Annotated in this window: 23 protein-coding genes; 5 read left to right on the forward strand and 18 right to left on the reverse strand. The window is 72.6% G+C overall.

The genetic code is table 11. The features are described 5' to 3' along the window. Positions 1-3: 3 nt before the first annotated feature. From cydD to sigJ, 9 genes are all read right to left on the reverse strand, one after another. Positions 4-3,504, reverse strand: a complete 3,501-nt coding sequence (gene cydD / locus BOQ63_RS22920; protein ID WP_150476073.1) for a thiol reductant ABC exporter subunit CydD — start codon at positions 3,502-3,504, stop codon at positions 4-6. 4 nt (positions 3,505-3,508) lie between these two features. Then, entirely contained in the window at positions 3,509-4,573 is a 1,065-nt protein-coding gene (cydB, locus tag BOQ63_RS22925; RefSeq protein ID WP_046386267.1) for a cytochrome d ubiquinol oxidase subunit II, read from the reverse strand. 37 nt (positions 4,574-4,610) lie between these two features. Beyond that, positions 4,611-6,155 carry a cytochrome ubiquinol oxidase subunit I gene (locus BOQ63_RS22930; protein ID WP_030278163.1) on the reverse strand — a complete coding sequence of 515 codons (1,545 nt, stop codon included), beginning with the start codon at positions 6,153-6,155 and terminating at the stop codon, positions 4,611-4,613. 330 nt (positions 6,156-6,485) lie between these two features. Further along, on the reverse strand, positions 6,486-7,853 hold the full coding sequence (locus tag BOQ63_RS22935) for an EF-hand domain-containing protein (protein WP_072654885.1): 1,368 nt from the start codon (positions 7,851-7,853) through the stop codon (positions 6,486-6,488). Then, positions 7,846-8,457, reverse strand: coding sequence for a Uma2 family endonuclease (locus BOQ63_RS22940; RefSeq protein ID WP_046386266.1), 612 nt, complete (start codon positions 8,455-8,457; stop codon positions 7,846-7,848). The genes BOQ63_RS22935 and BOQ63_RS22940 overlap by 8 nt, the downstream gene beginning before the upstream one ends. 139 nt (positions 8,458-8,596) lie before the next feature. Beyond that, positions 8,597-10,096 carry a sensor histidine kinase gene (locus tag BOQ63_RS22945; RefSeq protein ID WP_030278166.1) on the reverse strand — a complete coding sequence of 500 codons (1,500 nt, stop codon included), beginning with the start codon at positions 10,094-10,096 and terminating at the stop codon, positions 8,597-8,599. A gap of 12 nt (positions 10,097-10,108) precedes the next feature. Then, positions 10,109-10,861, reverse strand: a complete 753-nt coding sequence (locus BOQ63_RS22950; RefSeq protein WP_030278167.1) for a response regulator transcription factor — start codon at positions 10,859-10,861, stop codon at positions 10,109-10,111. Between the two features lie 273 nt (positions 10,862-11,134). After that, positions 11,135-11,611, reverse strand: a complete 477-nt coding sequence (locus tag BOQ63_RS22955; protein WP_030278168.1) for a carboxymuconolactone decarboxylase family protein — start codon at positions 11,609-11,611, stop codon at positions 11,135-11,137. Positions 11,612-11,750: 139 nt separating this feature from the next. After that, positions 11,751-12,638: an RNA polymerase sigma factor SigJ gene (gene sigJ, locus BOQ63_RS22960; RefSeq protein WP_030278169.1), complete on the reverse strand. Its 888-nt coding sequence runs from the start codon at positions 12,636-12,638 to the stop codon at positions 11,751-11,753. A gap of 137 nt (positions 12,639-12,775) precedes the next feature. Here sigJ and BOQ63_RS22965 point away from each other — a divergent pair, with 137 nt between their 5' ends. After that, positions 12,776-13,834 (forward strand): nuclear transport factor 2 family protein, encoded by a 1,059-nt coding sequence (locus BOQ63_RS22965; protein WP_030552764.1) that lies wholly within the window; start codon positions 12,776-12,778, stop codon positions 13,832-13,834. Positions 13,835-13,840: 6 nt separating this feature from the next. Here BOQ63_RS22965 and BOQ63_RS22970 read toward each other — a convergent pair whose 3' ends face one another. After that, positions 13,841-14,575, reverse strand: coding sequence for a GbsR/MarR family transcriptional regulator (locus BOQ63_RS22970; protein WP_030278171.1), 735 nt, complete (start codon positions 14,573-14,575; stop codon positions 13,841-13,843). Between the two features lie 112 nt (positions 14,576-14,687). Here BOQ63_RS22970 and BOQ63_RS22975 point away from each other — a divergent pair, with 112 nt between their 5' ends. Both BOQ63_RS22975 and BOQ63_RS22980 read left to right on the forward strand, forming a co-directional pair. Continuing rightward, complete coding sequence (locus tag BOQ63_RS22975) at positions 14,688-15,527, forward strand: alpha/beta fold hydrolase (protein ID WP_030552762.1); 840 nt, start codon at positions 14,688-14,690, stop codon at positions 15,525-15,527. Positions 15,528-15,531: 4 nt separating this feature from the next. After that, positions 15,532-16,302, forward strand: coding sequence for a MerR family transcriptional regulator (locus tag BOQ63_RS22980; RefSeq protein ID WP_030278173.1), 771 nt, complete (start codon positions 15,532-15,534; stop codon positions 16,300-16,302). Between the two features lie 164 nt (positions 16,303-16,466). Here BOQ63_RS22980 and BOQ63_RS22985 read toward each other — a convergent pair whose 3' ends face one another. Together BOQ63_RS22985 and BOQ63_RS22990 are read right to left on the reverse strand one after the other, a co-directional pair. Then, positions 16,467-16,940, reverse strand: a complete 474-nt coding sequence (locus tag BOQ63_RS22985; RefSeq protein ID WP_051746500.1) for a DUF3995 domain-containing protein — start codon at positions 16,938-16,940, stop codon at positions 16,467-16,469. 199 nt (positions 16,941-17,139) lie between these two features. Beyond that, complete coding sequence (locus BOQ63_RS22990) at positions 17,140-17,718, reverse strand: TetR/AcrR family transcriptional regulator (RefSeq protein WP_030278175.1); 579 nt, start codon at positions 17,716-17,718, stop codon at positions 17,140-17,142. A 96-nt stretch (positions 17,719-17,814) separates the two neighbouring features. Here BOQ63_RS22990 and BOQ63_RS22995 point away from each other — a divergent pair, with 96 nt between their 5' ends. Continuing rightward, entirely contained in the window at positions 17,815-18,261 is a 447-nt protein-coding gene (locus BOQ63_RS22995; protein ID WP_030278176.1) for an anthrone oxygenase family protein, read from the forward strand. A 91-nt stretch (positions 18,262-18,352) separates the two neighbouring features. Here BOQ63_RS22995 and BOQ63_RS23000 read toward each other — a convergent pair whose 3' ends face one another. From BOQ63_RS23000 to hisC, 6 genes are all read right to left on the reverse strand, one after another. Further along, entirely contained in the window at positions 18,353-18,775 is a 423-nt protein-coding gene (locus BOQ63_RS23000; protein WP_030278177.1) for a hypothetical protein, read from the reverse strand. A 181-nt stretch (positions 18,776-18,956) separates the two neighbouring features. Beyond that, a complete protein-coding gene (locus BOQ63_RS23005; RefSeq protein ID WP_051746501.1) occupies positions 18,957-19,550 on the reverse strand; it encodes a DUF5666 domain-containing protein in 594 nt (197 codons plus the stop codon). Positions 19,551-19,563: 13 nt separating this feature from the next. Beyond that, positions 19,564-20,775, reverse strand: coding sequence for an ABC transporter permease (locus BOQ63_RS23010; RefSeq protein ID WP_030278179.1), 1,212 nt, complete (start codon positions 20,773-20,775; stop codon positions 19,564-19,566). After that, entirely contained in the window at positions 20,772-21,575 is an 804-nt protein-coding gene (locus BOQ63_RS23015; protein WP_046386264.1) for an ABC transporter ATP-binding protein, read from the reverse strand. Before BOQ63_RS23015 ends, BOQ63_RS23010 begins: the two co-directional genes overlap by 4 nt. A gap of 2 nt (positions 21,576-21,577) precedes the next feature. Next, positions 21,578-22,933: an efflux RND transporter periplasmic adaptor subunit gene (locus BOQ63_RS23020; RefSeq protein WP_072654886.1), complete on the reverse strand. Its 1,356-nt coding sequence runs from the start codon at positions 22,931-22,933 to the stop codon at positions 21,578-21,580. A 344-nt stretch (positions 22,934-23,277) separates the two neighbouring features. Further along, on the reverse strand, positions 23,278-24,363 hold the full coding sequence (gene hisC / locus BOQ63_RS23025; RefSeq protein WP_030278182.1) for a histidinol-phosphate transaminase: 1,086 nt from the start codon (positions 24,361-24,363) through the stop codon (positions 23,278-23,280). A 356-nt stretch (positions 24,364-24,719) separates the two neighbouring features. Here hisC and BOQ63_RS23030 point away from each other — a divergent pair, with 356 nt between their 5' ends. Next, positions 24,720-25,877 (forward strand): LacI family DNA-binding transcriptional regulator, encoded by a 1,158-nt coding sequence (locus tag BOQ63_RS23030; RefSeq protein ID WP_072654887.1) that lies wholly within the window; start codon positions 24,720-24,722, stop codon positions 25,875-25,877. Positions 25,878-25,988 lie beyond the last annotated feature (111 nt).

A 25,988-nucleotide genomic window follows, 5' to 3' on the forward strand; every position in this document is an offset into this window, starting at 1 on the left:
GCGTCACGCGCCCACCGGTTCCAGCAGGCCGTCCGCCTCCCGCTCCCGCCGCCACATCGCGTGCAGCCGGCCGTCCGGTTCGGCCACCAGCTCCGACCAGCGGCCGCGCTCGGCGACCCGCCCGCCGTCCAGCACCAGCACCTCGTCCACGGTGCCGTCGTCCAGCCCGGCCAGCCGGTGGGTGATCAGCACGGTGGTACGGCCCGCGGTCGCGGTCAGCAGGTCGGCGGTGAGCGCGTCGGCGGTGGGCAGGTCGAGGTGCTCGGCGGGCTCGTCCAGGACCAGGACGGGGAAGTCGGCGAGCAGCGCCCGGGCGAGGGCGAGGCGCTGGCGCTGGCCGCCGGAGAGGCGGGCGCCGTGCTCGCCGACCATGGTGTCCAGGCCCTCCGGCAGGGTGTCCGTCCAGTCCAGCAGCCGGGCGGCGGCGAGCGCGGCGCGCAGCTCGTCCTCGTCGGCGCCCGGTCGGGCGAGCCGCAGGTTCTCCCGCAGCGAGCTGTCGAAGACGTGGGCGTCCTGGGCGCAGAGGCCGATCACCCGGCGGACGTCCTCGCCCGCGAGCGCGCGGCTGTCCACAGCCTGTGGACGACCGGCGGCGAAGGTGACCGATCCGGCAACGGGCTCCAGGAAGCGCAGCAGCGCCTGGGCGAGCGTGGTCTTGCCGGAGCCGGAGGGGCCGACCACGGCGATCCGGCGGCCGGGCGCGAGGTCGAGGTCGAGGCCGGCCAGCGCGTCCTCGCTCTGCCCGGGGTGCCGTACGGTCAGCCCGCGCACCGCGACGGGCAGCGGATGCTCGGGCAGCGCGAGCGGCTCGGCGGTGTCCGTGACGGGCTCCGGGGCCCGGAGCACCTCGTCCAGCCGGGCCCGGGCGGCGCGGCTGCGCTGGCGGGCCCGGACGGCGAGCGGCATCCCGGTGACGGCCTCGAAGGCGGCCAGCGGGGTCAGCACCACGACGGCCAGGCAGACCGGCGCGAGCGAACCGCCGCGCACCCCCTGGATGCCGACGGCCGCCGCGCCCACCACCGTCAGCCCGGTGAGCAGCGCGATCAGGCCGGTGCCGAGCGCGGTGGTGGCGGCCGAGCGGGCGGCGAGCCCGGTCAGCGCGGCGTCGGCGGTGCGGACGGCGGCCAGCCGGCGGGGCAGCGCCCCGGCCACGGTGAGCTCGGCGGTGCCGGTGAAGGCGTCCACCACCGAGGTGGCCAGCTGCCCGCGGGCGGGGGCCTGGCGGCGCTCGGCGCCGGCCGACCAGCGGGCGGCCAGTGCGGGTACCAGCGCCCCGGCCAGCAGCAGTCCGAGGCCGAGCACCAGTCCGGCGGCGGGCAGGAAGGCGCCCATCGCGACCGTCGAGGCCAGCGAGACCACCGCGGCGACGGCGGCGGGCAGCCGCCAGCGCAGGTGGTGGTCCTGGATCGCGTCGACGTCGGCGACCAGCCGGGAGAGCAGGTCACCGCGCCGGAAGGCGGGCAGTCCGGCCGGGGCGAGCGCGGTCAGCCGGCGGTGGACGGCGGCCCGCAGGGTGCCGAGGGTGCGCAGCACGGCGTCGTGGGAGACCAGCCGTTCGGCGTAGCGGAACACGCTGCGGCCGATGCCGAAGGCCCGTACGGAGGTGACGGCCATCATCAGGTAGAGCACCGGAGGCATCTGGGAGGCCCGGGAGATGAGGTAGCCGGAGGTGGCCGTCAGGGCGACGGCACTGCCGAGGGCGAGCGCGCCGAGCAGGACGGACAGGGCCATCCGGGGGGCGGCGGGCTCGGCCTCGGGCTCCTCGGGCGCGGCCGGGACGGGGGTCGGCCTCCCGCTGTGGGCCAGGGGGGAGACGGCAGTGACTCGCCCGCTCGCCGGGGCCTCGACGGCGGCGGGCCCGGCCAGGTGGACCCGCTGGTCCGCGACGGCCAGCAGGGCGGGCCGGTGGGCGACCACCAGCACCGTGCGCGCCGGGTCCTCGGCGAGGGTGCGGACGGCGTCCACGACGGCGGCCTCGGAGGCGCCGTCCAGGTTGGCGGTGGGTTCGTCGAGCAGCACCAGCGGCCGGTCGTCGGCGAGCAGGGCCCGGGCGAGCGCGAGGCGCTGGCGCTGTCCGGCGGAGAGTCCGGCGCCGTCCTCCCCCAGCTCGGCGTCCAGGTCTGTGACGAAGTCGAGCGCGTGGGCGGCCCGCAGCGCCGTCCACAGCTGCTCGTCCGGGGCCCCGGGCCGGTAGAGCCGCAGGTTGTCGGCGACCGTTCCGGCGAACAGGTGCGGGTGCTGGGGCACCCAGGCGATCTGGCGCCGCCAGCTGCCGGGTTCCAGCTCGGCCAGGTCGTGGGTGCGCCCGTCGGCGGCGGTGATCCGGACGGTGCCGGACTCGGGGGCGGTGAGGCCGAGCAGGACGGCCAGCAGGGTGGACTTGCCGGCGCCGCTGGGGCCGGTGAGGGCGGTGCTGGAGCCCGGGTGCAGGGTCAGCGCGGCGCCGTCCAGCGCGGGCAGGGCGCGGCCGGGGTGCCGTACGGTCAGGCCCTCGGCGGTGATCACGGCGCCGGCGAGGTCGGGGGCCGGCACCGTTCCGGCGGCCGGCAGGGGCGTCTCCAGTACCCGGAAGATCTCGTCGGCGGCCGTGAGCCCCTCGACGCTGGAGTGGTAGAGCGCGCCGACCTGGCGGATCGGGAAGTACACCTCGGGGGCGAGGATCAGGATCAGCAGCCCGGTCTCCAGGTCGAGCGAGCCGTCCACCAGCCGGAAGCCGATGGTGACCGCGACCAGCGCGACGGACACGGTGGAGAGCAGCTCCAGCGCGAAGGAGGAGACGAAGGCGATCCGCAGGGTGCGCAGGGTGGCCCGGCGGTAGTCGGCGGTGATCCGGGCGATGGTGGCGGCCTGGCTGCGGGCCCGGTTGAAGACCTTGAGGGTGGGCAGGCCCGCGACCACGTCGAGGAAGTGGTGGGAGAGCCGGGCCAGGGTGTTCCACTGCCGGTCCATCCGGGACCGGGTGGCCATCCCGATCAGCACCATGAACAGCGGGATCAGCGGCAGCGTCCCGGCGATGACCGCGGCCGAGGTGAGGTCGGCGCCGACGATCCGCAGCAGCACGATCACCGGGACGACCACGGCCAGGGCGAGCTGCGGCAGGTAGCGGGCGAAGTAGTCGTCCAGGGCGTCGATGCCCCGGGTGGCGAGGGTGGTGAGTTCGCCGGTGCGCCGGCCCGCCAGGTAGGACGGGCCGAGCGCGGTGGCGTGGTCGAGCAGCCGGCGGCGCAGGGTGGACTTCACCCGGGCGACGGACCGGTGCGCGGTGAGTTCGGTGAGCCAGCCGACCAGCCCGCGGCCGACGGCGGTGAGGGCCAGCAGCGCCAGTGGGGTGGTCAGTTCGCCGAGGCCGGCGCCGCGCTGGAAGGCGCGGACCACGATCTCGGCGATCAGGCTCGCCTGGGCGACGACCAGGGCCGCGCCCGCCCCGCCGAGGATCACGGATCCGGCGAGGAAGGCACGGGTGGTGCGGGCGTACCCGAGGAGTCGGGGGTCGACCGGCTTCACGGCGTCAGGCCCGGTCGGCGGAGGCGGTCGGCGTGGCCGGAGTCGCCGGCGCCGCCGGAGCGGCCGGCCGGTGGGCGGCGGGGATGTGCTGCACCCCGATCCGCTTGCGGAACACCCAGTACGTCCAGCCCTGGTAGAGCAGCACCAGCGGGGTGAACACGGCGGCCACGACGGTCATCAGCTTCAGCGTGTACGGCGAGGAGGCCGCGTTGCCGACGGTCAGGCTCCACGCCGGGTTCAGCGTGGACGGCATGACGTTCGGGAACAGCGCCAGGAAGAGCATCGCGACCGCGGCCACGACGGTCGCCCCGGAGAGGACGAACGCCCAGCCCTCGCGGCCGAGTTGGTTGGCCACCAGGGCGCCGGCCAGGGCCAGCACGGCGACCACCAGGGCGACCAGGCTGCGGCCGTTGCCGCTGTCCGCCTGGGTCCAGAGCAGGAAGGCGAGGGCGAGCACGGCGGCCGCCAGGCCGGCCCGGAGGGCCGCTGCACGGGCCCGCTCGCGGATCTCGCCGACGGTCTTGAGGGCCGCGAAGACCGCGCCGTGGAAGGTGAACAGGGTGAGCGTCACCAGGCCGCCGAGCAGCGCGTACGGGTTGAGCAGGTCGGCGAGGCCGCCGACGTAGTTCTTCTGCGCGTCGATGTCCACGCCGCGGACGATGTTGGCGAAGGCCACGCCCCACAGGAAGGCGGGGACGAGGGAGGTCCAGAAGATGGCCTCCTCCCAGTTGCGCTGCCAGCGGGCGCCGTCCCGCTTGGCCCGGTACTCGAAGGCCACGCCGCGGACGATCAGGCAGACCAGGATGGCCAGCAGCGGGATGTAGAAGCCGCTGAAGAGGGTCGCGTACCAGTCCGGGAAGGCCGCGAAGGTGGCTCCCCCGGCGGTCAGCAGCCAGACCTCGTTGCCGTCCCAGACCGGGCCGATGGTGTTGATCAGCACCCGCCGCTCGGCGGTGTTCCGGGCGAGCGGCTTGGTGAGGATGCCGATCCCGAAGTCGAAGCCCTCCAGGAAGAAGTAGCCGATCCACAGCACCGCGATCAGCACGAACCAGACGTCGTGGAGTTGCATGACCCTGGGTCTCCTATCTGTGGGTCAGTTCCGCGGATCAGTACGCGAAGGCGAGCGGCTTGTCGGCGTCCTCGTCCGCGGACGGGCCGCGCAGCGACGGGTCCTGCGCCGGGGGCTGCTCGGTCACCACCGGACCGGCCTTGGCGTACTTGACCAGCAGCCGGACCTCGACGACGGCGAGGATCGCGTACAGCGTGGTGAAGGTGGCCAGGGCGCCGATCTGGGTGCCGACACCGACGTTGGGCGACACCGCGCCGGCGGTGGTCATCAGGCCGAAGACGGCCCAGGGCTGGCGACCCATCTCGGTGAAGATCCAGCCGAAGCTGTTGGCGATCAGCGGGAAGCCCATGGTCAGGATGCCGATCCGCCAGCTCCACTTGGTGAGCAGCGGGCTCAGCTCCCGCTTCGGGGTGAGCATCAGCCGGGGCACCTCGGTGTCACCGGTGCGGAACTCGGGGCGCAGCAGGAACTTCCTGCGGGTGGTCCAGAGGCCGATCAGGCCGGCCACGAAGGAGGTCATCCCGAAGCCGATCATGAACCGGAAGCCCCAGTAGGTCACGAAGACGTTCGGGATGTAGTCCTTGGGGTTGCCGCCGTGGGCGGCGGCCTCGGCGGCGGCGGTGTCGTTGATGCCGGGAACGGACGAGCTGAAGTCGCTGTGGGCGAGGAAGGACAGCACCCCGGGGACCTCCAGCGCGACCGAGTTGTGGCCCTTGCCGACGTCGCCGACCGCGAAGACCGAGAACGGCGCGGGCGACTGGGTGTCCCACAGCGCTTCGGCGGCGGCCATCTTCATCGGCTGCTGCTCGAACATGACCTTGCCGAGGGTGTCGCCGCTGAGCGCGGTGCCGGCGCCGAAGACGACGGCGAGCACCAGGCCGAGCCGCAGCGAGGTGCGCATCACGGCGGTCCTCTTCGGGTCGGCGTCCTCCGGGCGGCGCTTGGCCTTCCAGAGGTGGAAGGAGGCGATACCGACCATGAAGGCGGCGCCGGTGAGGAAGGCGGCGGTCAGGGTGTGGAAGACCACGGTGAGCGTGGTGTCCTGGAACAGCACCTTGGTGATGTCGGTGAGCCGCGCCTTCCCGGTGGCCTTGTCGATCGCGTAGCCGGCCGGGTGCTGCATCCAGGAGTTGGCGGCCAGGATGAAGTAGGAGGAGAGCACGGTGCCCAGCGAGACCATCCAGATGCAGGCGCAGTGGATCTTCTTCGGCAGCTTGTCCCAGCCGAAGATCCACAGGCCGATGAAGGTGGACTCGAAGAAGAAGGCGATCAGCGCCTCCATCGCGAGCGGGGCGCCGAAGACGTCACCGACGAAGCGGGAGTAGTCGGACCAGTTCATGCCGAACTGGAACTCCTGCACGATGCCGGTGACGACGCCCATCGCGATGTTGATGAGGAAGAGCTTTCCCCAGAACTTGGTCGCGTGGAAGTACTTCTCCTTGTTCGTGCGCACCCAGGCGGTCTCCAGCCCGGCCACGATCGCGGCCAGGCTGATGGTGAGCGGTACGAAGAGGAAGTGGTACACGGTGGTGATGCCGAATTGCCATCGCGCGATCGTCTCGTGAGCGATTGCCAGTTCCACGTCGCCCTCTCTCCGCCGGCCCTGCTCCCAGGGGTGTTTCGGACAAACTCCATCTCGGGTCGAGCACCGTCGCCGAACCATGCGGGCTTGTCCGCTTGTGAACGTGAACACGTTCACAAGCACAGTATCCACCATCCTTACGGGGGAACCACAGGTGGGGTGGCATTGACAGCGGGTGGCAGGGCGTGACGGTGCGCACAGTTTGCGGACCGGCCGCGGGGCGTGGCAACGAACGACCCCGCCGCACGGGGCCCCGCTCTTGTCCGAACCGGCGCTTGACAGCCGCACGCCCCGCTCGCTTCGGCGAGCGGGGCGTGGTAGCGCCCGTGGTTACGGGCGGCCGAGCAGCTGCGCCCCCGAGGTGGAGTCGGCGCGGGCGGTGAAGAACTCGGTGAAGCCGCGCAGGAACTCCTCCACCGTGATCCGCCCGTCCCCGTCCGCGTCCAACTGGCGGAAACCGTGCGACAGCTCGGCCGGGTGGACGCGCGGGCCGCCGAACACCGCGCGGTACTCGTCGAACTCCAGGAAGCCGCTGCCGTCGGTGTCGGCCGCCACGAACACCGCCCGCAGCGCGGGCAGCAGGCCCTGCTCCAGGTACGCCCCATCCCGGTCGAGGCCCGCCAGGGTGGCCGCCGTGAACTCCTCCCGGCTCACCTTCCCGTCCCCGTTGGCGTCCATCGCCGTGCGCAGCTGCTCCCACCAGCCGTCGAAGGCCCGGTACACCCGGGCCTCGGCCGCCTCGTCCAACTCCAGCTGCCAGCAAACGTTGTGGGCCATCGCCCGCAGGTCGTGCACGGTGATGAAACCGTCCCCGGTCTGGTCCAGCACCTCCCGGAAGAACCGGTCCACCCGGGAGCCGCGGGCGTCCCCCCGCCCCGGGTGCAGCCGGCGCGGCGGCCGCTGCCGCTCGTCCGGAGAGCGGTAGCGCACCCGCTCCGGGAGGAGCGGGACGACGGCCCCGGCACCCCGGTGCAGCACCGCCGACAGCAGCGCCCCGCGCCGGGTCCGGACCAGCCCGAACCGCTCCCGCACCACCGGCGGCAGGTCCGCCACCGTCAGCTCCCGGATCACCCGGGCCACGGCCACCCGGACGACCCGCCAGCCGGCGTCCCCGAGGAACCGGAGCCGTCGGGGGCGGGGCGCCTCGCGCAGGATGTCGTCGAGCAGGTAGCGGGCCGACTCGGTGAACTCCAGCTTCTCCCGGGCGTACCGGCCGAAGTAGCCGGGCAACTCGGCGGCCGTCTTAGGGAGTTCCTCCTCCGGCAGCTCGAAGGAGGTGATCGCCTCCCTGAACTCCTGGTACGAAAGCTCCAGTTGAGCGCTGTCGTACGGCTCGCCGCCGAGCCGCCGCATCGCCTCCACGCACTCGAACAGCGTCAGCAGCACCCACACCCTGGTCGCCGCGTCCCGCGCGTCGTACGGACGGCCGTCCGGCATCGTCCCGCGGATCCGCTTGTGCGCCCGGTTCAGCCGCTCGACCTCCCGGCGCAGGGCGTCCGCGTCCTGGTAGAACAGCCGTCGCCCGCTCCCCAGGGTGTGCTCGATCCGCCGCCAGGGGTGCGCCCGGTAGGTGGAGTGCTCCTGCATCCCGGCCGCCACCACCGGGTCCGCGGCCTGCAGCACCAGGAGCCGCCAGGCGACCAGGGCGATCCGCCACTCGGACAGGTCGCGCTTGAAGGAGACGGCCCGGTCAGGCACGGGGCTCCCCGGTGATCTCCGGGCCGATCACGAAGCCCTTGGCGGGACCCTCCGGGATCACGGCCTCCTTGCCGTACGGGATCCGCGTCGAGGAGGCGTAGACCCCGCGCTCGGGGTCAGGGCTGGTGAGGACGGTCACGGTGCCGCCGTCGTCGTAGTCGTCGATGATCACGTACACCGGGACGCCGGCGCGGGCGTACGCCCGGCGCTTGAGAACGTGGTCTCGTTTGCGCGCTTCGGCGCCCGGCGAGACGGTCTCGACCACCATCGGGACACCTGAGGCGAGCACCCCGACGCCCTCGGGGTGCTCGATTTCTTCGACGTCGTCCGGCGCCACGAAGACGTCCGGGATGAACACCTTGAGGTCGGCGATCACGTTGCCGTCCTGCGCAGGCCCGTAGCCGGAGCCCCTCAGATGGTCGTACAAGGCCCGGCCCAGCCGCCTGTTCACGCTGAAATGGCGGGTGCCGCCAGTGGGTGACAACGTGATCGTCCCCTCGATGATCTCCGCCCGGAAGCCCTCGGGTACATCCATGGACTTCCATGCCTGCCATAGTTGCTGGTCCAGGTTCACGACGGTCTCCTCGACAACGAGCGCGCTCACGAGACACCTCTTTCCCGTCCAGTGTGGTCAGCCCGCGCGATCCCGCACAAGCAACGGCAGCACGGTCGCACACAACCGGGGGGCCGAGCGGGTGAACGGCTTCCGGTTCACCCGATCGAGGAGTTTCGGGCGGTATCCGTCAGCGCTGGCGGGGGAGTTCGACGCGGAAGGTGGCGCCGGCGCCCGGGGCGGTGTCCAGGGTGAGGGTGCCGCCGTGGGCCCGGGTGAGGGCGGTGGCGATGGCGAGGCCGAGTCCGCCGCCGCCACCGTTGTCGCGGCTGCGGGAGGCGTCGACCCGGTAGAAGCGGTCGAAGACGCGCTGGGCCTGCTCCTCGGTGAGGCCGGGTCCGGAGTCGGCGACCTCCAGCAGGCAGACCCCGTCGGCGCCGCCGCCGACGCCGATCCGGACGGGGGTGCCGGGCGGGGTGTGCTTGACGGCGTTGCCGACCAGGTTGGTGACCACCTGCCGCAGCCGGGCCTCGTCGCCGAGGACGGGCGCCGCGCCGGGTGCGCCGGTGCCCGCCGGGCCGGTGAGCGCGACGGGGCGGCTCGGGTCGAGGGCGGTGAGGTCGTGCAGGGCGTCGGCGGCGAGGGTGCGCAGGTCCATCGGGGCGAGGTCGAGCGGGCGTTCCTCGTCGAGCCGGGCGAGGACCAGCAGGTCCTCGACCAGGGCGCCCATCCGGACGGCCTCGCTCTCGATCCGGCTCATGGTGCGGGTGACGTCCGTCTCGGTGGGCAGCGCGCCCATCCGGTACAGCTCGGCGAAGCCGCGGATGCCGGCCAGCGGGGTGCGCAGCTCGTGCGAGGCGTCGGCGACGAAGCGCCGCATCCGGGCCTCGGACTCGGCGCGGGCGGCGAAGGCCGCCTCGATCTGGGTGAGCATGCCGTTGAGCGCGACCGAAAGCCGGCCGACCTCGGTGCCCGGGGAGAGCTCCGGCATGCGGTGGGAGAGTTCGCCGGCGGCGATCCGCTCGGCGCCGGCCTCGATCCGCCGCAGTGGCCGTAGTCCGGCCCGGACGGCGAAGAAGCCGAGCGCGGTGATCAGCAGCAGGACGCCGCCGCCGATGGCCAGGAAGGAGGTGCTCAGCCGGCCGGTGGTGGCGTCGATGTCCTCGCGGGAGACCGCGACCATGACGTAGGTCGGGCTGGAGGCCGGCGAGACGTACGCGCCTGCCCCGGGGGCCGGGGTGCGCGGGGCCTGGAGTGGCAGCACCAGCACCCGCCAGCTGTGGTGGCCGCGCTGGTCGGGCAGGTCGAAGGGGGTGTCCGGGGCGGTCTGGGTCGGGTCCAGCCCGGCCAGTTGCGGCGCCGGGTCGGTGTCGGAGACGGGCTGGCGCAGGACGGCCTGGACCTTGCCGTCCGAGGACAGCCACTGCACCAGGTACTGACTGGGCAGGCTGATCCGCCGCCCGGAGACGACCGGCTTCGCCGCGCCCGGCGCGGCCACCTGGACCGGGGCCTTGCGGGACAGCGGCTGCCCGTAGCGCTGGAGCTGCTCGTCCAACTGCTCCACCAGCTGGGCCCGTACGGTGCCGAGCACGAAGGTGTCGCTGACCGCGAGCCCGGTGGTGACCAGCGCGAGCGCGAGGACCAGCAGCCGGGCGCGCAGCGACAGCCGGGAGGTGAAGCGGTTGAACACGAGCGGTGCCGGTCAGCCCTGCGGGGGGCGGCGCAGCGCGTAGCCGATGCCCCGCACGGTGTGGATCAGCTTGGGGCCGTGCGCCGGGCCGGAGTCGAGCTTGCGGCGCAGGTAGGAGATGTAGGACTCGACGATGGAGAGGTCGCCGCCGAAGTCGTATGCCCAGACGTGGTCGAGGATCTGCGCCTTGGACACCACCCGGCCGACGTTGGCCATCAGGTAGTGCAGCAGCTTGAACTCGGTCGGGGAGAGCGCCACGGGGGTGCCGGCCCGGGTGACCTCGTGCGCGACCGGGTCGAGGCTGAGGTCGGCGACGACCAGTCGGCCGTCCTCGGCGGGGCCGCCGGCCCGGCGCAGGATGGCGCGGATCCGGGCGATCAGCTCCTCCAGGCTGAAGGGCTTGGTGACGTAGTCGTCCGCGCCCGCGGCCAGGCCCTGGACCTTGTCGCCGACGCCGTCCTTGGCGGTGAGGAACAGCACCGGCAGGTGGTCGCCGGGGTGTCCGTGCGCGGGCCCGGCGATCTGGCCCCGGCTGGTGCGCTCGCGCAGCTTCTCGACGACGGTGAAGCCGTCGAGGTCGGGCAGCATCACGTCGAGGACCACCAGGTCCGGTCGCTCGGCGGCGATCAGTTCCAGGGCCTCGGTCCCGCTCGCGGCGGAGGCCACCCGGAAGCCGGAGAACCGCAGCGAGGCGGCGAGCAGTTCGCGGATGTTCGGCTCGTCGTCCACGACGAGGAGGAAAGCCTCGCCCTGGCCCCCGGCCATGGTGGAGCCGCCCGGTGTGGTGACAGTGCCTTGCACGGGGGTTTCGCCTCCCGGTCGGACGATGACGTTCAGCATGAGGCTAGCCCCCGGAGGCTATGCGGCATGGATGAATGTTGGATTAACACCTTATCGGTCGGTTTTTGGGCGACAAGCCCCCAGGGGTGGGGCTCGGTGGTGTGCGCACGGGTGTGCGCACGGGTGTACGGGCGTGCGGGAACGCCGAACGGCCGGGGAGCCGGCTCCCCGGCCGCAGGCGTCACGCCGCTCCGACGATCAGTGCTGGGCGAACTGGCCCGGCCGGTAGTCGCCGGCGGGCTGGCGGATCATGACGTTGCCGCGGTTGAAGGCGTTGATCAGCGCGATGACGCAGACCAGCGCCGCGAGCTGCTCCTCGTCGTAGTACTTCGCCGCGTTCTCCCACGCCTCGTCCGTCACGCCGCCGCCGTCGGCCAGCCGGCTGCCCTGCTCGGCCAGCTCCAGGGCGGCCCGCTCGGCCTCGGTGAAGACGGTGGCCTCGCGCCACGCCGCGACCAGGTTCAGCCGGGTCGCCTCCTCGCCCGCGTGCACGGCGTCCTTGAAGTGCATGTCGACGCAGTAGCCGCAGCCGTTGATCTGGCTGGCCCGCAGCCGCACCAGCTCCTGGGTCGCGTACGGGAGGGTCGAGTCCGCGATCTGCTGGCTCGCGGTGATGAGGTGCTTGAAGACCTTGCCCATGACCGGGCTGGCGAAGGCGTTCAGACGGGCTTCCATGGCGTGCTCCTCGTGTCTCGTACTTCTTCGGTGTTCGTCGGTCTTCGTCGGTCTTCGTCGGTCTTCGTCGGTGTTCTCGGTTGCGTCCTCTTGGACAAGGTGGCCGGGCGTCCTGTGACAGCCCCGGACGTGACCCGCGTCACCCCTGCCACGGGCGGAGCTTCTCCGGGTTGCGCACCGCCCAGATGTGGGTGATCCGTTCCCCGGCGATCCGGAAGGCGATCACGGTGTCGGTGACGCCGTCCTGCTGGACGACCAGACCGGGCAGGCCGCTGACCGTGCACTCCCGCAGCGTCCGGCCGGCGATGAGCCGGGCGGAGTCCGCGTACGCCCGGGCGATCCACTCGCTGCCCGTGAGCGGCTCCAGCAGGGCCCCGACCAGGCCGCCGCCGTCGGCGATCACGGTGGCCTCCGGGTCGAGGAGGTCCATCAACGACCTGACGTCCTTCGCCTCCCAGGCCCGCTTGAACTCCCGGACGATCCCGGCCTGCACGCCCGTCGGCGGCACCGGGGCCTGCGCCGCCCGGATCCGGCGGCGGGCCGAGGTGGCCAGCTGGCGGCAGGCCGCCGCCGAACGGCCGACGACCGCGGCCACCTCGGCGAACGGGTACTGGAAGACGTCGTGGAGGATGAACGCCACGCGCTCGGCCGGGGTCATCGACTCCAGGACGACGAGGAAGGCCATGTTGACCGACTCGTCCAGGGTGATCCGGTCCGCCGGGTCCGCGGCCGCGCCCTCGGGCCCCTCCCGGTGTTCGGGCAGCGGCTCGGGGAGCCACTCGCCCACGTAGCGCTCCCGCCGGGCCCGGGCCGAGCCGAGCTGGTTGAGGCAGATCCGGCTGGCGACCGTGGTCAGCCAGCCGCCGGGCGAGACGACGGCCTCCCGCTGCTCCGCGGGCATCGCGTACCAGCGGGCGTAGGTCTCCTGCACGACGTCCTCGGCATCGGCGAGGGAGCCGAGCAGCCGGTACGCCACGTTGATCAACTGGCGCCGCTCGCCCGTGATCACGCTCAGGTCCTGGTCCATGGTCCCCCTCCGGTCGGTCTCCTCTCCCTACGACAGGACAGCGGGCCGGAATGTGACGTCCGCCCCGCGCCTCACATTCCGGCGCACCGTCCTGTCGTAAGGAGCAGACGGAACCGAACGACCGGGAGGAACCAACCGTGAACGACTTCCAGGCGATCGCCGATCTCGTCGAGATCCAGGCGCTGCAGGCCGAGTTCACCGACGCGGTGATGATGCGCGACGGCGACCGGCTCGCGAACCTGTTCACACCGGACGGCGCGCTGCGGATGCCCAACGTCCCGATCGAGCTGGTCGGCAGGGAGCAGATCACCGCCGGGCGCGAGGAGCTCCAGGCCCGGTGGGACTTCTTCGTGCAGAACACCCACCCGGGCTCGATCCGGATCGACGGCGACACCGCGACCGGACGCGCCCTCATGCACGAGATCGTCCGCCTGAAGGACGGCCTCGAGGGCCTCAACTACGCCATCTACCACGACCGCTACCGGCGGACGGTGGACGGCTGGCGGTTCGCCGAGCGGGTCTACGAGGTCCGGTACGTCGACACCAGCCCGCTGGGCGGCTCGGCGCCGCGCGATGCGCAGGACCGCACCGCCTTCACCGCCCCGGCGGACGCGGAGCGCCTGGCGCGGACGGCCGCGGCACTGGCGGCGCGGGGCTTCGCCGTCGAGGTCCTCGACGACGCCGCCGCCGCGCGCGTCCGCATCCGGGAGCTGATCCCGGTGGGCGCCGCGGTGTTCACCGCCGCCAGCGAGACGCTCCGACTGTCCGGCATCGACGAGGACCTCAACACCGACGACCGCTACCGCTCCGTCAGGTCCCGGGTGCTGACGATGGACCGGACCACCGAGGCCGACGACATCCGGCGCCTGCTCGCCGCTCCCGACGTCGCCGTGGGCAGCGTCGCCGCGGTCACCGAGACCGGCTCGTTGGTGATCGCCTCGGCCAGCGGCAGCCAGCTCCCCGGCAACGCCGGTGGCGCCGGCCAGGCGATCTGGGTCGTCGGCGCCCAGAAGGTGGTGCCCGACCTGGCCTGCGCCCAGCGGCGGCTGGAGGATCACGTCCTCCCCCTGGAGGACACCCGTGCCCTGGCCGCCTACGGGCAGCCCAGCGCCGTCAACCAGGTCCTGGTCCTCAACGCGCCGACCCGCTTCTCGCGGGGCACCGTACTGCTGCTGCGCGAGGCCATCGGGTACTGACGCGTCTCAGGCGTCGGCGTCCGAGGGCTTCCCGGGCTTCGTGCGGAGCACCTGGCGCCCCTGCTCGGCGGCACGCGCGATGGTCTCGGAAATGAAGTCCAGGAAGCGGGCCGTGTTCTCCAGCCGGGTACCAGCCGGGGTGCCGGCGCCGAGGACGCCGACGCCCTGACGGGTGGTGTCGACGAGTTGCGCCGTGGTCTGGGCGCTGACCATCATCGACCGGTACCAGATGTCGTCGTCCAGGAAGTAGCGCTCGCGGCGGCGCTCGTCGCGCTCCCGGCGCACCATGCCCTGGCCGTCCAGGAACGCGATCGACTTGGAGACGGTCGCCGGGCTGACCTGGAGGTGTTCCACGAGTTCGGCGGCGGTGAGGCTGCCGTCGTCGGTGATGTAGAGGCAGGCCAGCACCCGCGCCGTCATCCTGGGCATGCCGGACTGCATCATGACGGTGGTGAGCACCTCCTCGAAGGCGCGCACCGCCTCGGCGTCGCGCCCGTAAGGCTGCGGGGTGGCGTCCGGCTCCTGGGCGGCGGGCTGTCGGCGGCGCTGGGCCCGATGCCCGGTGGCGCGGTGGGCGAGGTCGGCGCGGTAGGCGGTGGGGCCGCCGTTGCGCATCACCTCCCGGGTGACGGTCGAGGTCGGCCGGTCGAGGCGCCTGGCGATCTCCGCGTAGGCGAGGCCGTCGGCCAGTCCCCGCGCGATCTGCTGGCGTTCCTGCTGGGTGAGTCTGCCGCCCGGCATCGCGGTCCCCTTCGTGCTCCGTGCTCGGTCCTCCGTAGCTTTCCATCATAGGAAAGCAGCACGGCGAACCGGGGGTTGACCTTGACCCAAGGTCAACGCTCACGCTGAAGGCATGAAGACGAACGCGAACGCGCGACAGCACACCGCCCGCCCCGCCCGCACCCGCATGCTGCCGGTCGAGGACACCGCCCTGGCGGTCACCGACACCGGGGGCGACGGCCGCCCGGTGCTCTACCTCAACGGCTCCTACTGCACCCGGAAGGACTGGCGCCGGGTCATCGCCGAACTCGGCGACGGCTACCGGCACATCACCTTCGACGAACGGGCCCGCGGCAAGTCCCGGAAGTCCGCCGACTACTCCTTCGAGGCCTGCCTGCGCGACATCGACGCCGTCCTCGCCGCCACCGGCGCCCGCAACCCGATCGTCGTCGGCTGGTCCTACGGCGCGGCCCTCGCCCTGCACTGGTCCACCCGCAACCCCGACCGCCTGGCCGGCGCCGTCATGGTCGACGGCGGCTACCCCTGGGACTACCTCGCCACCGTCGAAGGCGGCCGAGAGGCGGGCAAGGAGCAGATCCGCACGCTGTTCAAGCGGTTCGGCCCGCTGATGCCGCTGGTCCGCCCGCTCGGCATGGCCGCCCGGATGTCCGCCGCCCAGCACGCCGAGATCAACATCGAGCTCAACGAGATCGTCGCCGAGAGCGGCCCGGTCTTCGACCTCGTCACCTTCCCGATGCGCTTCCTCGTCGCCACCGGCGCCAGCCTCGGCGGCACCGACGAGGGCCTCACCGCGATGCGCGCCACCCTCGATCCGATCCTGGCCCGCAACCCCGACGTCCAGGTCAGTGCGACCGTCCCGAGCAAGCACACCACCATCGTCCGCAAGGACTTCCGCGCCATCGCCGACGCCGTCCGCGAGGTTGCCGCCCTCCGGCCCGGGCTGGTCAACTGACGCCATGACGGACGGAGTAACGATCAGCCAGGCTGCCGCCTTCGCCGGTGTCACGGTGAAGACCATCCGGCACTACCACAAGAACGGCCTGGTCGAGGAGCCCGCGCGCGACCGCTCCGGCTACCGCCGCTACGGCAGCGCCGAGTTGCTGCGGCTGGTCCAGGTACGGACCCTGGCCGGGGCGGGCGTGCCGCTCGCCGGGATCGGCCCCATCCTCGACGCCGGCCCCGAGGAGTTCGCCGCCGCGCTCGTCGACGTCGAGGAGAACCTCACCGCCAAGATCGACGAGCTGATCGCCCGGCGCGAGACCCTGCGCCAACTCGCCACCGGGGACCGCGTCCTGCTGCCCGCCCGGGCCTGCGCCCTGCTCGACCGGATGCCCGGGCTCGGCTTCGACGCGGACGACGTGAGGACCGCCCACGAGGGTCTGGTCCTGGTCCGGGCGCTGATGCCGGAGGGCTTCGACGAGTACCTCACCCAGATCGAGCACGGCCTGGAGGACCCCCGGCACGTCGCCGTCGTCAAGCTCACCTGGAGCGCCGGGAAGTGGGCCCCGGACGATCCCAGGATCGAACGCCTCGCGGAGGAGGTCGCCGCCCACTTCATCGCCGACCCCTCCCTGCTGCCCACCCTGGGCGGCCTCCAGTCCCGCCAGGACGGCGACACCCGCCACGAACTCCTCACCCACCACGGCGAGGACGAGCGGCCCGGCTGGATCCGGCTGACGGCACTGATCGAGCAGAAGCTGCGCGCCGCGGGCGTCGACGTCCCGTAGACCCGGCTGCTCCACCACCCGGGCCACCGGCGGCACCGAGTCCGTCCGCTGGCCGAAGCGGCTGAGCGCGTCCGCAAGTTGCCCACCGCCGACGCGCGGACCGTGACGCGGTACGGGATGCCGATCAGTTCGACGTCGCGGAACCTCACCCCGGGCCGTTCACTTCAGCGCTGCTCGGGGGAGGCGGAGTTCAGCGGGGCCCGGCGGCCGAGGGCGGAGAGGCCGAAGAGCAGCCCGCCGGTCATGAAGAAGGGCTCGTAGAGCAGGGTGGCGAAGCGGCCCATGGCGTCGAAGTCGGCCGTCGTCCGGGCGCCGGTGGCCAGGGCCAGCCAGTCCGGGACGGACGGCACGGAGTGCACCAGCAGGACGGCGGCGATGCCCCGGAGCGCGAAGTCGAGGAGCCTGCCCGGCAGCCGTCCGCCCCATGGCCGGACGCCCGCCAGAGCGAGCACGGCGGCGACCGCGCAGCCGGGGACGGCGAGGACGTCGATCACCAGCAGCGGGGTGTTGCCGGTGACGGAGAGGCCGTCCGGCAGGCCGGTCCGGCCGCCCAGCAGCCAGTACAGGTGGACGAGGGAGAAAGCGGCGGACCAGGTGGCGGCGGCGTAGGCGGCGGTCCGGAGGACGGTGGTCTTCATGCCTCCACGTTCGCCGCCGGGGGCGGCTCCGCGGATCGTCCCGGCGGGCCGACCCCCTCCCCTCGGAAGGGGAGTTCTGACTCATCCGCGAGGCCTGACCGAAGGTCCGGGGTCGCCGGGGGCGGGGCTTGCTCGCCGGGTGCCGGTTCGCCAGGTCGGCGGACCGGCACCCGGCACCCGGCAGGGCACCGGACGGGCGTCAGACGACGGCGAGCCGGTCCACCAGCAGTTCCACCCTCTGCCCGGCGTACTCCGGGGGGAGCCGTCCGGCCCGGGTCAGGGTGGCCAGTCCGTGCAGGGCCGCCCAGAACGTCTCGGTGAAGACTCCCGGGTGAACGCCGTCGCCGGCGACCTCGCCGAGGCTCTCCAGCAGCGCGGCGAAGGCGTCCTTGAGGGGTTCCGGGGTGTCCTCGTGCGCGAAGGCCAGGCCGCCGTCGAGCTGGAACAGGGCGTCGTAGACCGCCGGGTTGTGCGCGGCGAAGTCGAGGTAGGTGCGCGCGAGCGCGGTGACCCGGGCGCGGGGGCCGTCCGCGGCGGCGGTGGCGGCCCGGATCGCCGCGGCCATCTCGGTGGCGCCTTCGAGGGCGACGGCGCCGATGATCTCGCGCTTGCCGCGGAAGTGGCTGTAGAGGACGGGCTGGCTGTACTCGATGCGCTCGGCGAGCCGGCGGGTGGTGACCGCGTCCCAGCCCTGCTGCTCGGCGAGTTCGCGGGCCGTCGCCACGATGAGGCGTTCGCGCTCCGCCCTTTCGCGCTGCTTGCGTTCTTGTACCGACATGAGTCGATCCTAGCACCGCTAGACAACGGAGCGGCAGCAGCTCTAGTGTTGCTTCATCAGCTAGCAGCGCTAGATGCCAGGCCTGGAGGGGTCATCATGCTCAACGCACTTGAGGTCATCACCACCGTGGTCGTCGGTGTGATGGTGGGGGTGGAGTTCTCCGTCGCCTTCGTCATGAACCGGATCTTCAACACGCTCCCCGAGGACAGCGACCAGCTCGCCCGCGCCCACGGCGGCCGGATGCTCGGCGCCGTGATGCCGTTCTGGTACATCGGCTCGCTCGTCCTCGCGGCGATCTGGGCCTTCGCCGGATGGCACCGCCACGGAGCCGGTCTCGTCGTCACCGCAGGCGGGCTGCTGATCGTCAGCGTGGTCATGTCGGTCCTGCTGCTCGTCCCGATCAACAACCGGGGCAAGACGTGGACCCCGGAGAACCGGCCCGCCGACTGGAAGGAGCAGATGAACCGCTGGGACCGCTACCACTACGTCCGCGTCGCCGTCATCATCGCCGCCTTCACCCTGCTGGTCGCGGCCCTCGTCTGAGCCCGGGAGCGGCAATCGCCCCTCTTTCCCGGGTGGGTCCTCGCGAGACCGCGAGGACCCACCCGGGAAAGAGGGGCCGGCTGCGTGCGGGTCACTGCTTCGGGAAAGCGGCGGTGACGGCCTTGGTGCGGGTGAGGACGGCGACCGGGAGGAGCGCGAGGGCGGAGAGGCCCTGGAGCACTGCGTACCAGGCCGGGCAGATGCCGGGGATGAGGTCGACGGCGATGACGGCGATCGGCATCACGGTGGAGAGGGTCCGGATGCGGTCGAAGGCCCTGTAGTCGCCCTCGGTGGCGCGGCCGGCCAGGCGGAGGAGCACGGGAGCCAGGGCCGGGAAGATGACCCCGCGGATCCACATGAACGGGGTGCTCACGTGCCCGGTGGAGGCCAGCACGGCCACGGTCGCGAGGGTGATCAGGCCGATGACGCCGAAGAGCGTGATGCACTTCTTCGCCGTGGAAAACACCTGGTGGGTACGGGAGTTACCGAGGTTCGCCGTCGCGGTGATCGCCATGATTCTGCCCTCCGTGTCGTGGTGGGAACGAATCTACGGAGGCCGCGAGCGACCCGACACCGGTCCAGCCCCACACCTGGGGTGGGGCTGGACCCACCCTGCCGGAGGCCGTCCAGGAAGCGGGCGGAGGCCCTCGCCTTCCCGGGCGAGGGCCTCACGAGCGTCCGGCGGCTGCAGGGAGTCAGCCTCCGGACGGGTTCCGGTTCCCACCTCCGAAGCCACCGCCGCCGAAGCCGCCGCCTGCGGAGCCTTCGACGAGCTGGCTGGCGTTGTACCCGCCGTTCGCGTCGGGCGTGCCGACGACGGTCACGCTCTGGCCGGGCTGGAGGTCGGCGACCTTGCCCTCCTTGTTGAGCTGGACCTTGGTCGAATCCCCCGTCGTCACCTTGACGGTGTTGCCGTTGGCGTCCGTGAGGTACACGGTCGAGCCGTCGACGGCCTTGACCGTGCCACGGGTGAAGCCACCCTGCCCCTGCCCCTGCCCCTGACCCTGCCCCTGACCACCTCGGCGCCCACCGGCGCCCTGCCCGTAGCCGCCACCCGTCGCCGGTGCGCCGGCCGAAGCGGCCCGGGGCGAGGAGGACTTGCCGCTCGAAGTCCCCTGCCCCTGCTGGTACCAGACCCCGCCCGCGAACGCCCCCGTGGCGATCACGCCGCCCGCGAGCACCAGCGACAGCCAGGGCAGCTTCCGCCTCGGCGGCGCGGCCAGTTCCGCGCTCACGTCGCGCGCGTCCGGCGGGGTCGAGAGCAGCGCGACCTGTTCGTCGTGTTCCATCGAAGAAGTGCTCCTACTCGTGCCGGAGGGCGTCGATCGGCCGCAGGGAGGCGGCCCGGTTGGCGGGGTAGCTGCCGAAGAACAGCCCGATCGCGACGGCGATGCCGAACGCACCGAGCACCGATGCGGGGATCACCACCGGTTTGATGCCGACGATGCTGAAGTGCGAGCCGACGATCCCGGCGGCCACGCCGAGCCCGGCTCCGATCACGGACAGCAGCGTGGACTCGGTCAGGAACTGCCCGAGGATGACGGCCCGGGGAGCGCCGAGCGCCTTGCGGATGCCGATCTCCCGCGTCCGCTCCGTGACCGTGACCAGCATGATGTTGGTGATCCCGATCCCGCCGACCAGCAGCGAGATCGCGGCGACCGCGCCCAGCAGCACGGTGAAGGTCTTCGTCGTGCTCTCCCTCGCCGTGAGCAGCGAGGCCTGGTTGGTGATCCGGAAGTCCGCCTTGCTCGGGTCGGCGATCGCATGGGTTCCGAGCAGGACCCGGGTGATCTCGGACTGCGCCGCCGTCGTGGTGTCGGCGGAGGAGGCCTGCACCAGGATCTGGTTGACCGTCCCGAAGCCCGTGAAGGCGTTCTGCACGGTGGGCAGCGGTGCGATCACCACGTCGTCCGGATCGGTGAACCCGCTGCCGCCCTTGGCCTGCAGCACGCCCACCACCGTGAACGGCGTGCCACCGAGCACGATCTTCTTCCCGACCGGGTCCTCGGTGTCGAACAGCTGCTTGGCCGTCGTGGCGCCGAGCACCGCGACCTTGCGCGAACCGAGCACGTCGTCGTTGGTGAAGTACTCGCCGTGCGCGACCTTCTGGTTGGAGGTCTCGAAGTACGCGGGGTACGTCCCCACCACCGAGCCCGGGGTGTACGAGACGTTCCCGTACAGCGCCGTCGCGCTGGTGGTCACCACCGGCGCCACGGACTTGATCGCCGAGGAGTCGGCGTCGGTCGCCAGCGCCTTGGCGTCGGCGACGGTCAGCTTCTTCACCGAGGACACCGACCGCGAGCCACCGGCCGCCGAACCGGCGCTGACCGTGAGCGAGTTGGTGCCGAGCGAGGTGATCGAGTCCTTCACCGCCTGCGAGGAGCCGTTGCCCACCGCGAGCAGCAGGATCACCGAGGCCACGCCGATCAGCACCCCCAGCATGGTGAGCGCCGAGCGCACCTTGTTGGCGGCGAGCCCACCCACCGCGAAGCGGAGCGTCTGCCAGAGGATCATGCCGGGACCCCCAGCCCGGCGAGCACGGGCGGAGGCCCGTCCACCGGCGCCTGCCGGACATCACTCACGATCTGCCCGTCGACCAGCCGCAGCACCCGCTTGGCGTGCCGGGCGACCTCGTCCTCGTGGGTGATCAGCACGACGGTGCGGCCGGTGGCGTTGAGCCCGTCGATCAGGCCCAGCACCTCCTCGGTGGAGCGGCTGTCCAGGTTCCCCGTCGGCTCGTCCGCGAGCAGCATGGCGGGCGCCGTGACCAGCGCCCGGGCCACCGCGACGCGCTGCTGCTGGCCGCCGGAGAGCTGGTTGGGCTTGTGCCCGGCGCGTTCGCCGAGACCGACCAGCGACAGCGCGGCCATCGCCCGCCGCCGGCGCTCGGCGGACCGGACGCCCGCGTAGGCGAGCGGCAGCTCGACCTGGGCGAGGGCGGTGGTGCGCGGGACCAGGTTGAAGGACTGGAAGACGAAGCCGATCTTGCGGTTGCGGACGAGGGCGAGCTGCTGCTCGTCCAGGTGGCCGACGTCGGTGCCGTCCAGCAGGTAGCGGCCGGAGGTGGGGACGTCGAGGCAGCCCAGGATGTTCATCAGGGTGGACTTGCCGGAGCCCGAACTGCCCATCACGGCAACGTAGTCGCCCTGCTCGATGTCCAGGTCGACGCCGGCCGGCTCGTCCGTCCCGGGCAGGGACGGGCCGCGCAGGGCGTGCACGGTGGCGTCGCCGTGCCCGTACGACTTGGTGAGCCGGCGGATCCGGATCACCGGTACGGGGTTCGCGGGGACGCGGTTGTCGATGACGTGCTGCATGCTCAGCCCTTACCGCCCCGGCCACCGCCGCCACCGCCGGCACCGCCCGGGATGCCGACCGCGCCGCCGTTGCCGCCCCGGCCGCCGGACCCGCCGCCGAAGCCGGGGAAGGAGCCGTTCGGGAAGCCGTTGTTGCCGCTGGTGGTGGGGAGTTCGACCTTGTCGCCCTCCTTGAGCCCGGAGACCACCTGCACGGTGGTGTCGCCCTCGACGCCCACGCCGACGTCGACCCGTTCGGTGGCGCCGCCCTCGTGCACCACCGTCGCGGTCCGCGAGGAGCCGGTGCCGGACAGCGCCGAGGTCGGCAGCGAGAGCGCGTTGTCCGCCTCGCCGGTGACCACCTGGACGGTCGCGCTGAGGCCGGTGCGCAGCGTGCTGGTGTCCCCGGTGAGCTGCAGGGTGGCCGCGTACTGGACGGCGGAGGAGCCGGCCGCGCCGCTGCCGCTGCTCGACGGCAGCGAACTGACCGACAGGACGGTCGCGTTGAGCTTGGTGTCGGACTGGGCGTTCAGGGTGACGGTCGCCGCCTCGCCCTTCTTCAGTTTGAGCGAGTCCAGCTCGGAGAAGTTGGCGGTGACCTGCATCCCGGTCGGGTTGGTCAGCACGATGAAGCCGCCGGGCGAGCTCGAAGCCGCGCTCGTGCCGGTGGACTTGGCGGACGTGGACGTGCCGGAGGAGGTGGCCCCCACGGTGTCGCCGACCTTCGCCGAGATCGAGGCGACCGTGCCGTCCACCGAGGCGGTGAGCGTCGTACCGGCCAGCGCGGCCTGGGCGTTGGAGAGGGCGGTCTGCGCGGTGGCGACCTGCTGCTGGGCCTGGGCGACGGCCGCGTCGTCGACCTTGGTGGTGGTGACGGTGGTGGTCTGAGGGGCGGGCGTACTGCTCCCGCCCGCCCCGCGACCGCCGCCGCTGCCGCCCTGCGGGGCTGTGGTGGCCCCGGGCAGCGGCTCGGTGGTGGTCGTGGTGACGCCGGCCTGCGCCTTGGTGAGGTTGGCGTTCGCCGTGGTGAGTGCCGACCGGGCGGCGTCCACTTGCTGCTGGGCCGCCATGGTGTCGACGGTCGCCAGGACCTGCCCCTTCCTGACCGCGTCCCCGACCGCCACCTTGACGGCGGTGAGCCGCCCGCCGGTGGTGAAGTCCTGGGCGGCGTCGGTCGGCGAGACCAGGGTGCCGGTTCCGGACACGGTGGCCAGGACCGTCCCCTTGGCGACGGTCGCGGTACGGGCGGCCGGCTTGGCGGCCGCCGTGCCACCACTGCCGTTGACGGTGGCGTACACGAGGGCGACACCGCCCAGGAGTGCCACGCCGAGCGCGGAGTTGACGAGGACGGCACCTCGCCGCCGTGGGAGCACCTTCATGGCGGACAGCTTCGCCGGGCGCTCTTGCGCTGCCCTGGGCGGCGGCTGGGAGAAGACTGACCGGCCGGATCCGGGCATTCCTCCCCGATCGCCCACCCTGGACGGGCAGCTTGGCCGGGCCGTGGGCTGTCGTTGGCAGAACTCCCAGCGGCCTCCCAGCGATCCCCAGCCATCCGGCAGCGCATCCTCAGAGATCCCACATCTGCGAGGCGGCAGGGGTGCCCCCGAACACGCCGCAGGGGCGCACCCCTGAGGGGTGCGCCCCTGCGACCCGGGAGCCGGGACCAGAGCCCGGAGACCGGAGACCGGCCACCGGCAAGCAGTGACTGGCGGCCGGCGACCGGTCAGCCGTCGATCTCCTTGCGGAAGGCCTCCGCCACCGACAGGAAGATCGTGTTGCCCTCGGCCTCGCCGATCGACACCCGCACGCCCTCCGGGAACGGCCGGACGATCACCCCGGCCGCGGCGCAGGCCGCGGCGAAGTCCGCCGAGCGCTCGCCGAGCCCGAGCCAGACGAAGTTGGCCTGCGAGTCCGGGATGTCCCAGCCCTGGGCGCGCAGCCCGGCGACGACCCGGTTGCGCTCCTGGACCAGCGCCTCGACCCGGACCAGCAGTGCCTCCTCCGAGCGCAGCGAGGCGACGGCGGCGTCCTGGGCGAGCTGGCTGACGCCGAACGGCACGGCGGTCTTGCGCAGGGCGCCCGCCACCGGCTCGTGGGCGATCGCGAAGCCGACCCGCAGCCCGGCCAGGCCGTACGCCTTGGAGAAGGTACGCAGCACGCAGACGTTCGGGCGGTCGCGGTAGAGGTCGATGCCGTTGGGCACCTCGGGGTCGCGGATGAACTCGATGTAGGCCTCGTCGACGACCACCAGGACGTCGCCGGGGACGGCGTCGAGGAAGCGCTCCAGCTCGGCGCGGTGGACCACGTTGCCGGTGGGGTTGTTGGGGTTGCAGACGAAGATCAGCCGGGTGTTCGGGGTGACGGCGGCGAGCATCGCGTCCAGGTCGTGGTCGCCGTTGGCCTTGAGCGGGACCGGGACGGGCGTGGCACCGGCGATCTGGGTGATGATCGGGTAGGCCTCGAAGGAGCGCCAGGCGAAGATCACCTCCTCGCCGGGGCCGGCCGTGGCGAGCACCAGCGACTGGGCGACGCCGACGGAGCCGGTGCCGAGGGCGATGTGCTCGGTGGGCACGCCGAAGCGCTCGGCCAGGACGGCGGTGAGCTCGCTGACGCCCATGTCGGGGTAGCGGTTGAACGAGCCGGCCGCCGCGACCGCCGCCTCCAGGACGCCGGGCAGCGGGTTGTTCGGGTTCTCGTTCGAGGACAGCTTGTAGGCGTCGGCGCCGGCCGGCTTGCCGGGCTTGTAGGTGGGGATGCCGTCCAGGCTCGGGCGCAGGCGCGGGCCCGGCGCTGAGGTACCACTGCTCACGGTCGTACTCCTTCGTGTTCTCTGCCGGTCCGCCCGCCCCGGCGCGGTCGGGATCGCCGCCGCACCCCGGGACCCGGCTTCGCCCCGTGGGTCCCGGGACGCGCCCGGACCACCCCGGTCGGGTGCCTTGCACGATACCGACCGCCCTCACCCGTAGGAGTGAGATGCCCGGACGGGTTACAGGCGCAGATCAGCCATTCTGCCCGGTTCCTTTGGCACATGTCAGAGGTAATACGCCTGGTTTCAGGAGGGGATCGAAGGGGCGCACCCCGGCTCACTCTTGGAGAAACGTATCTCCGAAGGCTCCCGATGCGCCGGTCACAGACCCTTGTCAGGAGCCATACGATCGGTCCGCCATGACAGCAGCAGCCAACCAGAGCGGTCGGCGACCCACCACCTCACGGCGTCTGGAGCGGGCCGGCATCCGGGATGTGGCAGCAGCCGCCGGAGTGTCGATCACCACCGTCTCCGATGCGCTGAACGGAAAGGGCCGCCTGCCCGACGAGACCCGCAGCCGGGTGCGCGAGGTCGCCGAGCGCCTCGGCTACCGCCCCTCCGCGGCAGCCCGCACCCTGCGCACCGGACGGTCCGGCCTGATCGGGCTGACCGTCACGACCTACGGCGAAGAGCCCTTCACCTTCACCGAGTTCGCGTACTTCGCCGAGATGGCCCGGGCCGCCACCAGTGCCGCCCTGGGCCGCGGCTACGCGCTGGTGGTGCTGCCCGCCTCCTCCCGCCACGACGTCTGGGGCAACATCGCCCTGGACGGCACCGTGGTGATCGACCCGCCCGACCAGGACCCGCTGGTCAGCGAGCTGTACCGGTCCGGCGTGCCGGTGGTCAGCGACGGCAAGCCCGGCAACTGCCCGGTCACCGCCTGGGTCGACAACGACCACGAGGCCGCCGTGCTCGGCATCCTCGACCACCTCTCCGAGGCCGGTGCCCGCCGGATCGGCCTGCTCACCGGCACCAGCACCGACACCTACACCCGGCTCTCCACGGAGGCCTACCTCGGCTGGTGCACCAAGGTCGGCCAGGAACCGGTGTACGAGGCCTACCCGGCGCACGACCCGGCGGCCGGCGCGGTCGCCGCCGACCGGCTGCTCGCCCGCCCCGACCGGCCGGACGCCGTGTACGGCCTGTTCGACCCCAACGGCACCGATCTGCTGGCCGCCGCCCGCCGCTACGGCCTGCGGGTGCCGGACGACCTGTTGCTGGTCTGCTGCAGCGAGAGCGACGTCTACGCGGCCACCGAGCCGCCGATCACCACGCTGTCGCTCAAGCCGCGCAAGATCGGCACCACCGTGGTGAACCTGCTCATCGACGCCATCGAGGGCGTCGACTCCGGTACGGGCGTGGACATCGCCCGGCTCTTCCCGCCGCGCTTCCGCACCGCCGGGAACGGCCCACCGCCGGGCACCCTGATGCCGACCGAGCTGATCGTCCGCGCCTCCTCCCAGCGGCGCAGCCCGCGCACCACCGTCAGCGCGCCCCGCCCGCCGGGCGAGGTGTAGACCTCACGCGCACCGGCCGTCGACCGCCGGGACGACGCCGAGACCCTACCGAGCCGGGACAAAACGGACCTTGCGGCACCGCCCGGCTGACGCTCCGGAGGATTGGATACC

This window comes from Streptomyces viridifaciens (assembly GCF_001888885.2).
GTDB lineage: Bacteria > Actinomycetota > Actinomycetes > Streptomycetales > Streptomycetaceae > Kitasatospora > Kitasatospora aureofaciens.

What these genes read in the sequence shown, in the direction of transcription:
- cydB (WP_046386267.1), bottom strand. Translation starts at nt 4,573, where the DNA reads ATGCAACTCCACGACGTCTGGTTCGTGCTGATCGCGGTGCTGTGGATC.
- BOQ63_RS22950 (WP_030278167.1), bottom strand. Translation starts at nt 10,861, where the DNA reads ATGGCCGGGGGCCAGGGCGAGGCTTTCCTCCTCGTCGTGGACGACGAG.
- BOQ63_RS22955 (WP_030278168.1), bottom strand. Translation starts at nt 11,611, where the DNA reads ATGGAAGCCCGTCTGAACGCCTTCGCCAGCCCGGTCATGGGCAAGGTC.
- sigJ (WP_030278169.1), bottom strand. Translation starts at nt 12,638, where the DNA reads ATGGACCAGGACCTGAGCGTGATCACGGGCGAGCGGCGCCAGTTGATC.
- BOQ63_RS22970 (WP_030278171.1), bottom strand. Translation starts at nt 14,575, where the DNA reads ATGCCGGGCGGCAGACTCACCCAGCAGGAACGCCAGCAGATCGCGCGG.
- BOQ63_RS22975 (WP_030552762.1), top strand. Translation starts at nt 14,688, where the DNA reads ATGAAGACGAACGCGAACGCGCGACAGCACACCGCCCGCCCCGCCCGC.
- BOQ63_RS22980 (WP_030278173.1), top strand. Translation starts at nt 15,532, where the DNA reads ATGACGGACGGAGTAACGATCAGCCAGGCTGCCGCCTTCGCCGGTGTC.
- BOQ63_RS22985 (WP_051746500.1), bottom strand. Translation starts at nt 16,940, where the DNA reads ATGAAGACCACCGTCCTCCGGACCGCCGCCTACGCCGCCGCCACCTGG.
- BOQ63_RS22990 (WP_030278175.1), bottom strand. Translation starts at nt 17,718, where the DNA reads ATGTCGGTACAAGAACGCAAGCAGCGCGAAAGGGCGGAGCGCGAACGC.
- BOQ63_RS22995 (WP_030278176.1), top strand. Translation starts at nt 17,815, where the DNA reads ATGCTCAACGCACTTGAGGTCATCACCACCGTGGTCGTCGGTGTGATG.
- BOQ63_RS23000 (WP_030278177.1), bottom strand. Translation starts at nt 18,775, where the DNA reads ATGGCGATCACCGCGACGGCGAACCTCGGTAACTCCCGTACCCACCAG.
- BOQ63_RS23005 (WP_051746501.1), bottom strand. Translation starts at nt 19,550, where the DNA reads ATGGAACACGACGAACAGGTCGCGCTGCTCTCGACCCCGCCGGACGCG.
- BOQ63_RS23010 (WP_030278179.1), bottom strand. Translation starts at nt 20,775, where the DNA reads ATGATCCTCTGGCAGACGCTCCGCTTCGCGGTGGGTGGGCTCGCCGCC.
- BOQ63_RS23015 (WP_046386264.1), bottom strand. Translation starts at nt 21,575, where the DNA reads ATGCAGCACGTCATCGACAACCGCGTCCCCGCGAACCCCGTACCGGTG.
- BOQ63_RS23020 (WP_072654886.1), bottom strand. Translation starts at nt 22,933, where the DNA reads ATGAAGGTGCTCCCACGGCGGCGAGGTGCCGTCCTCGTCAACTCCGCG.
- BOQ63_RS23030 (WP_072654887.1), top strand. Translation starts at nt 24,720, where the DNA reads ATGACAGCAGCAGCCAACCAGAGCGGTCGGCGACCCACCACCTCACGG.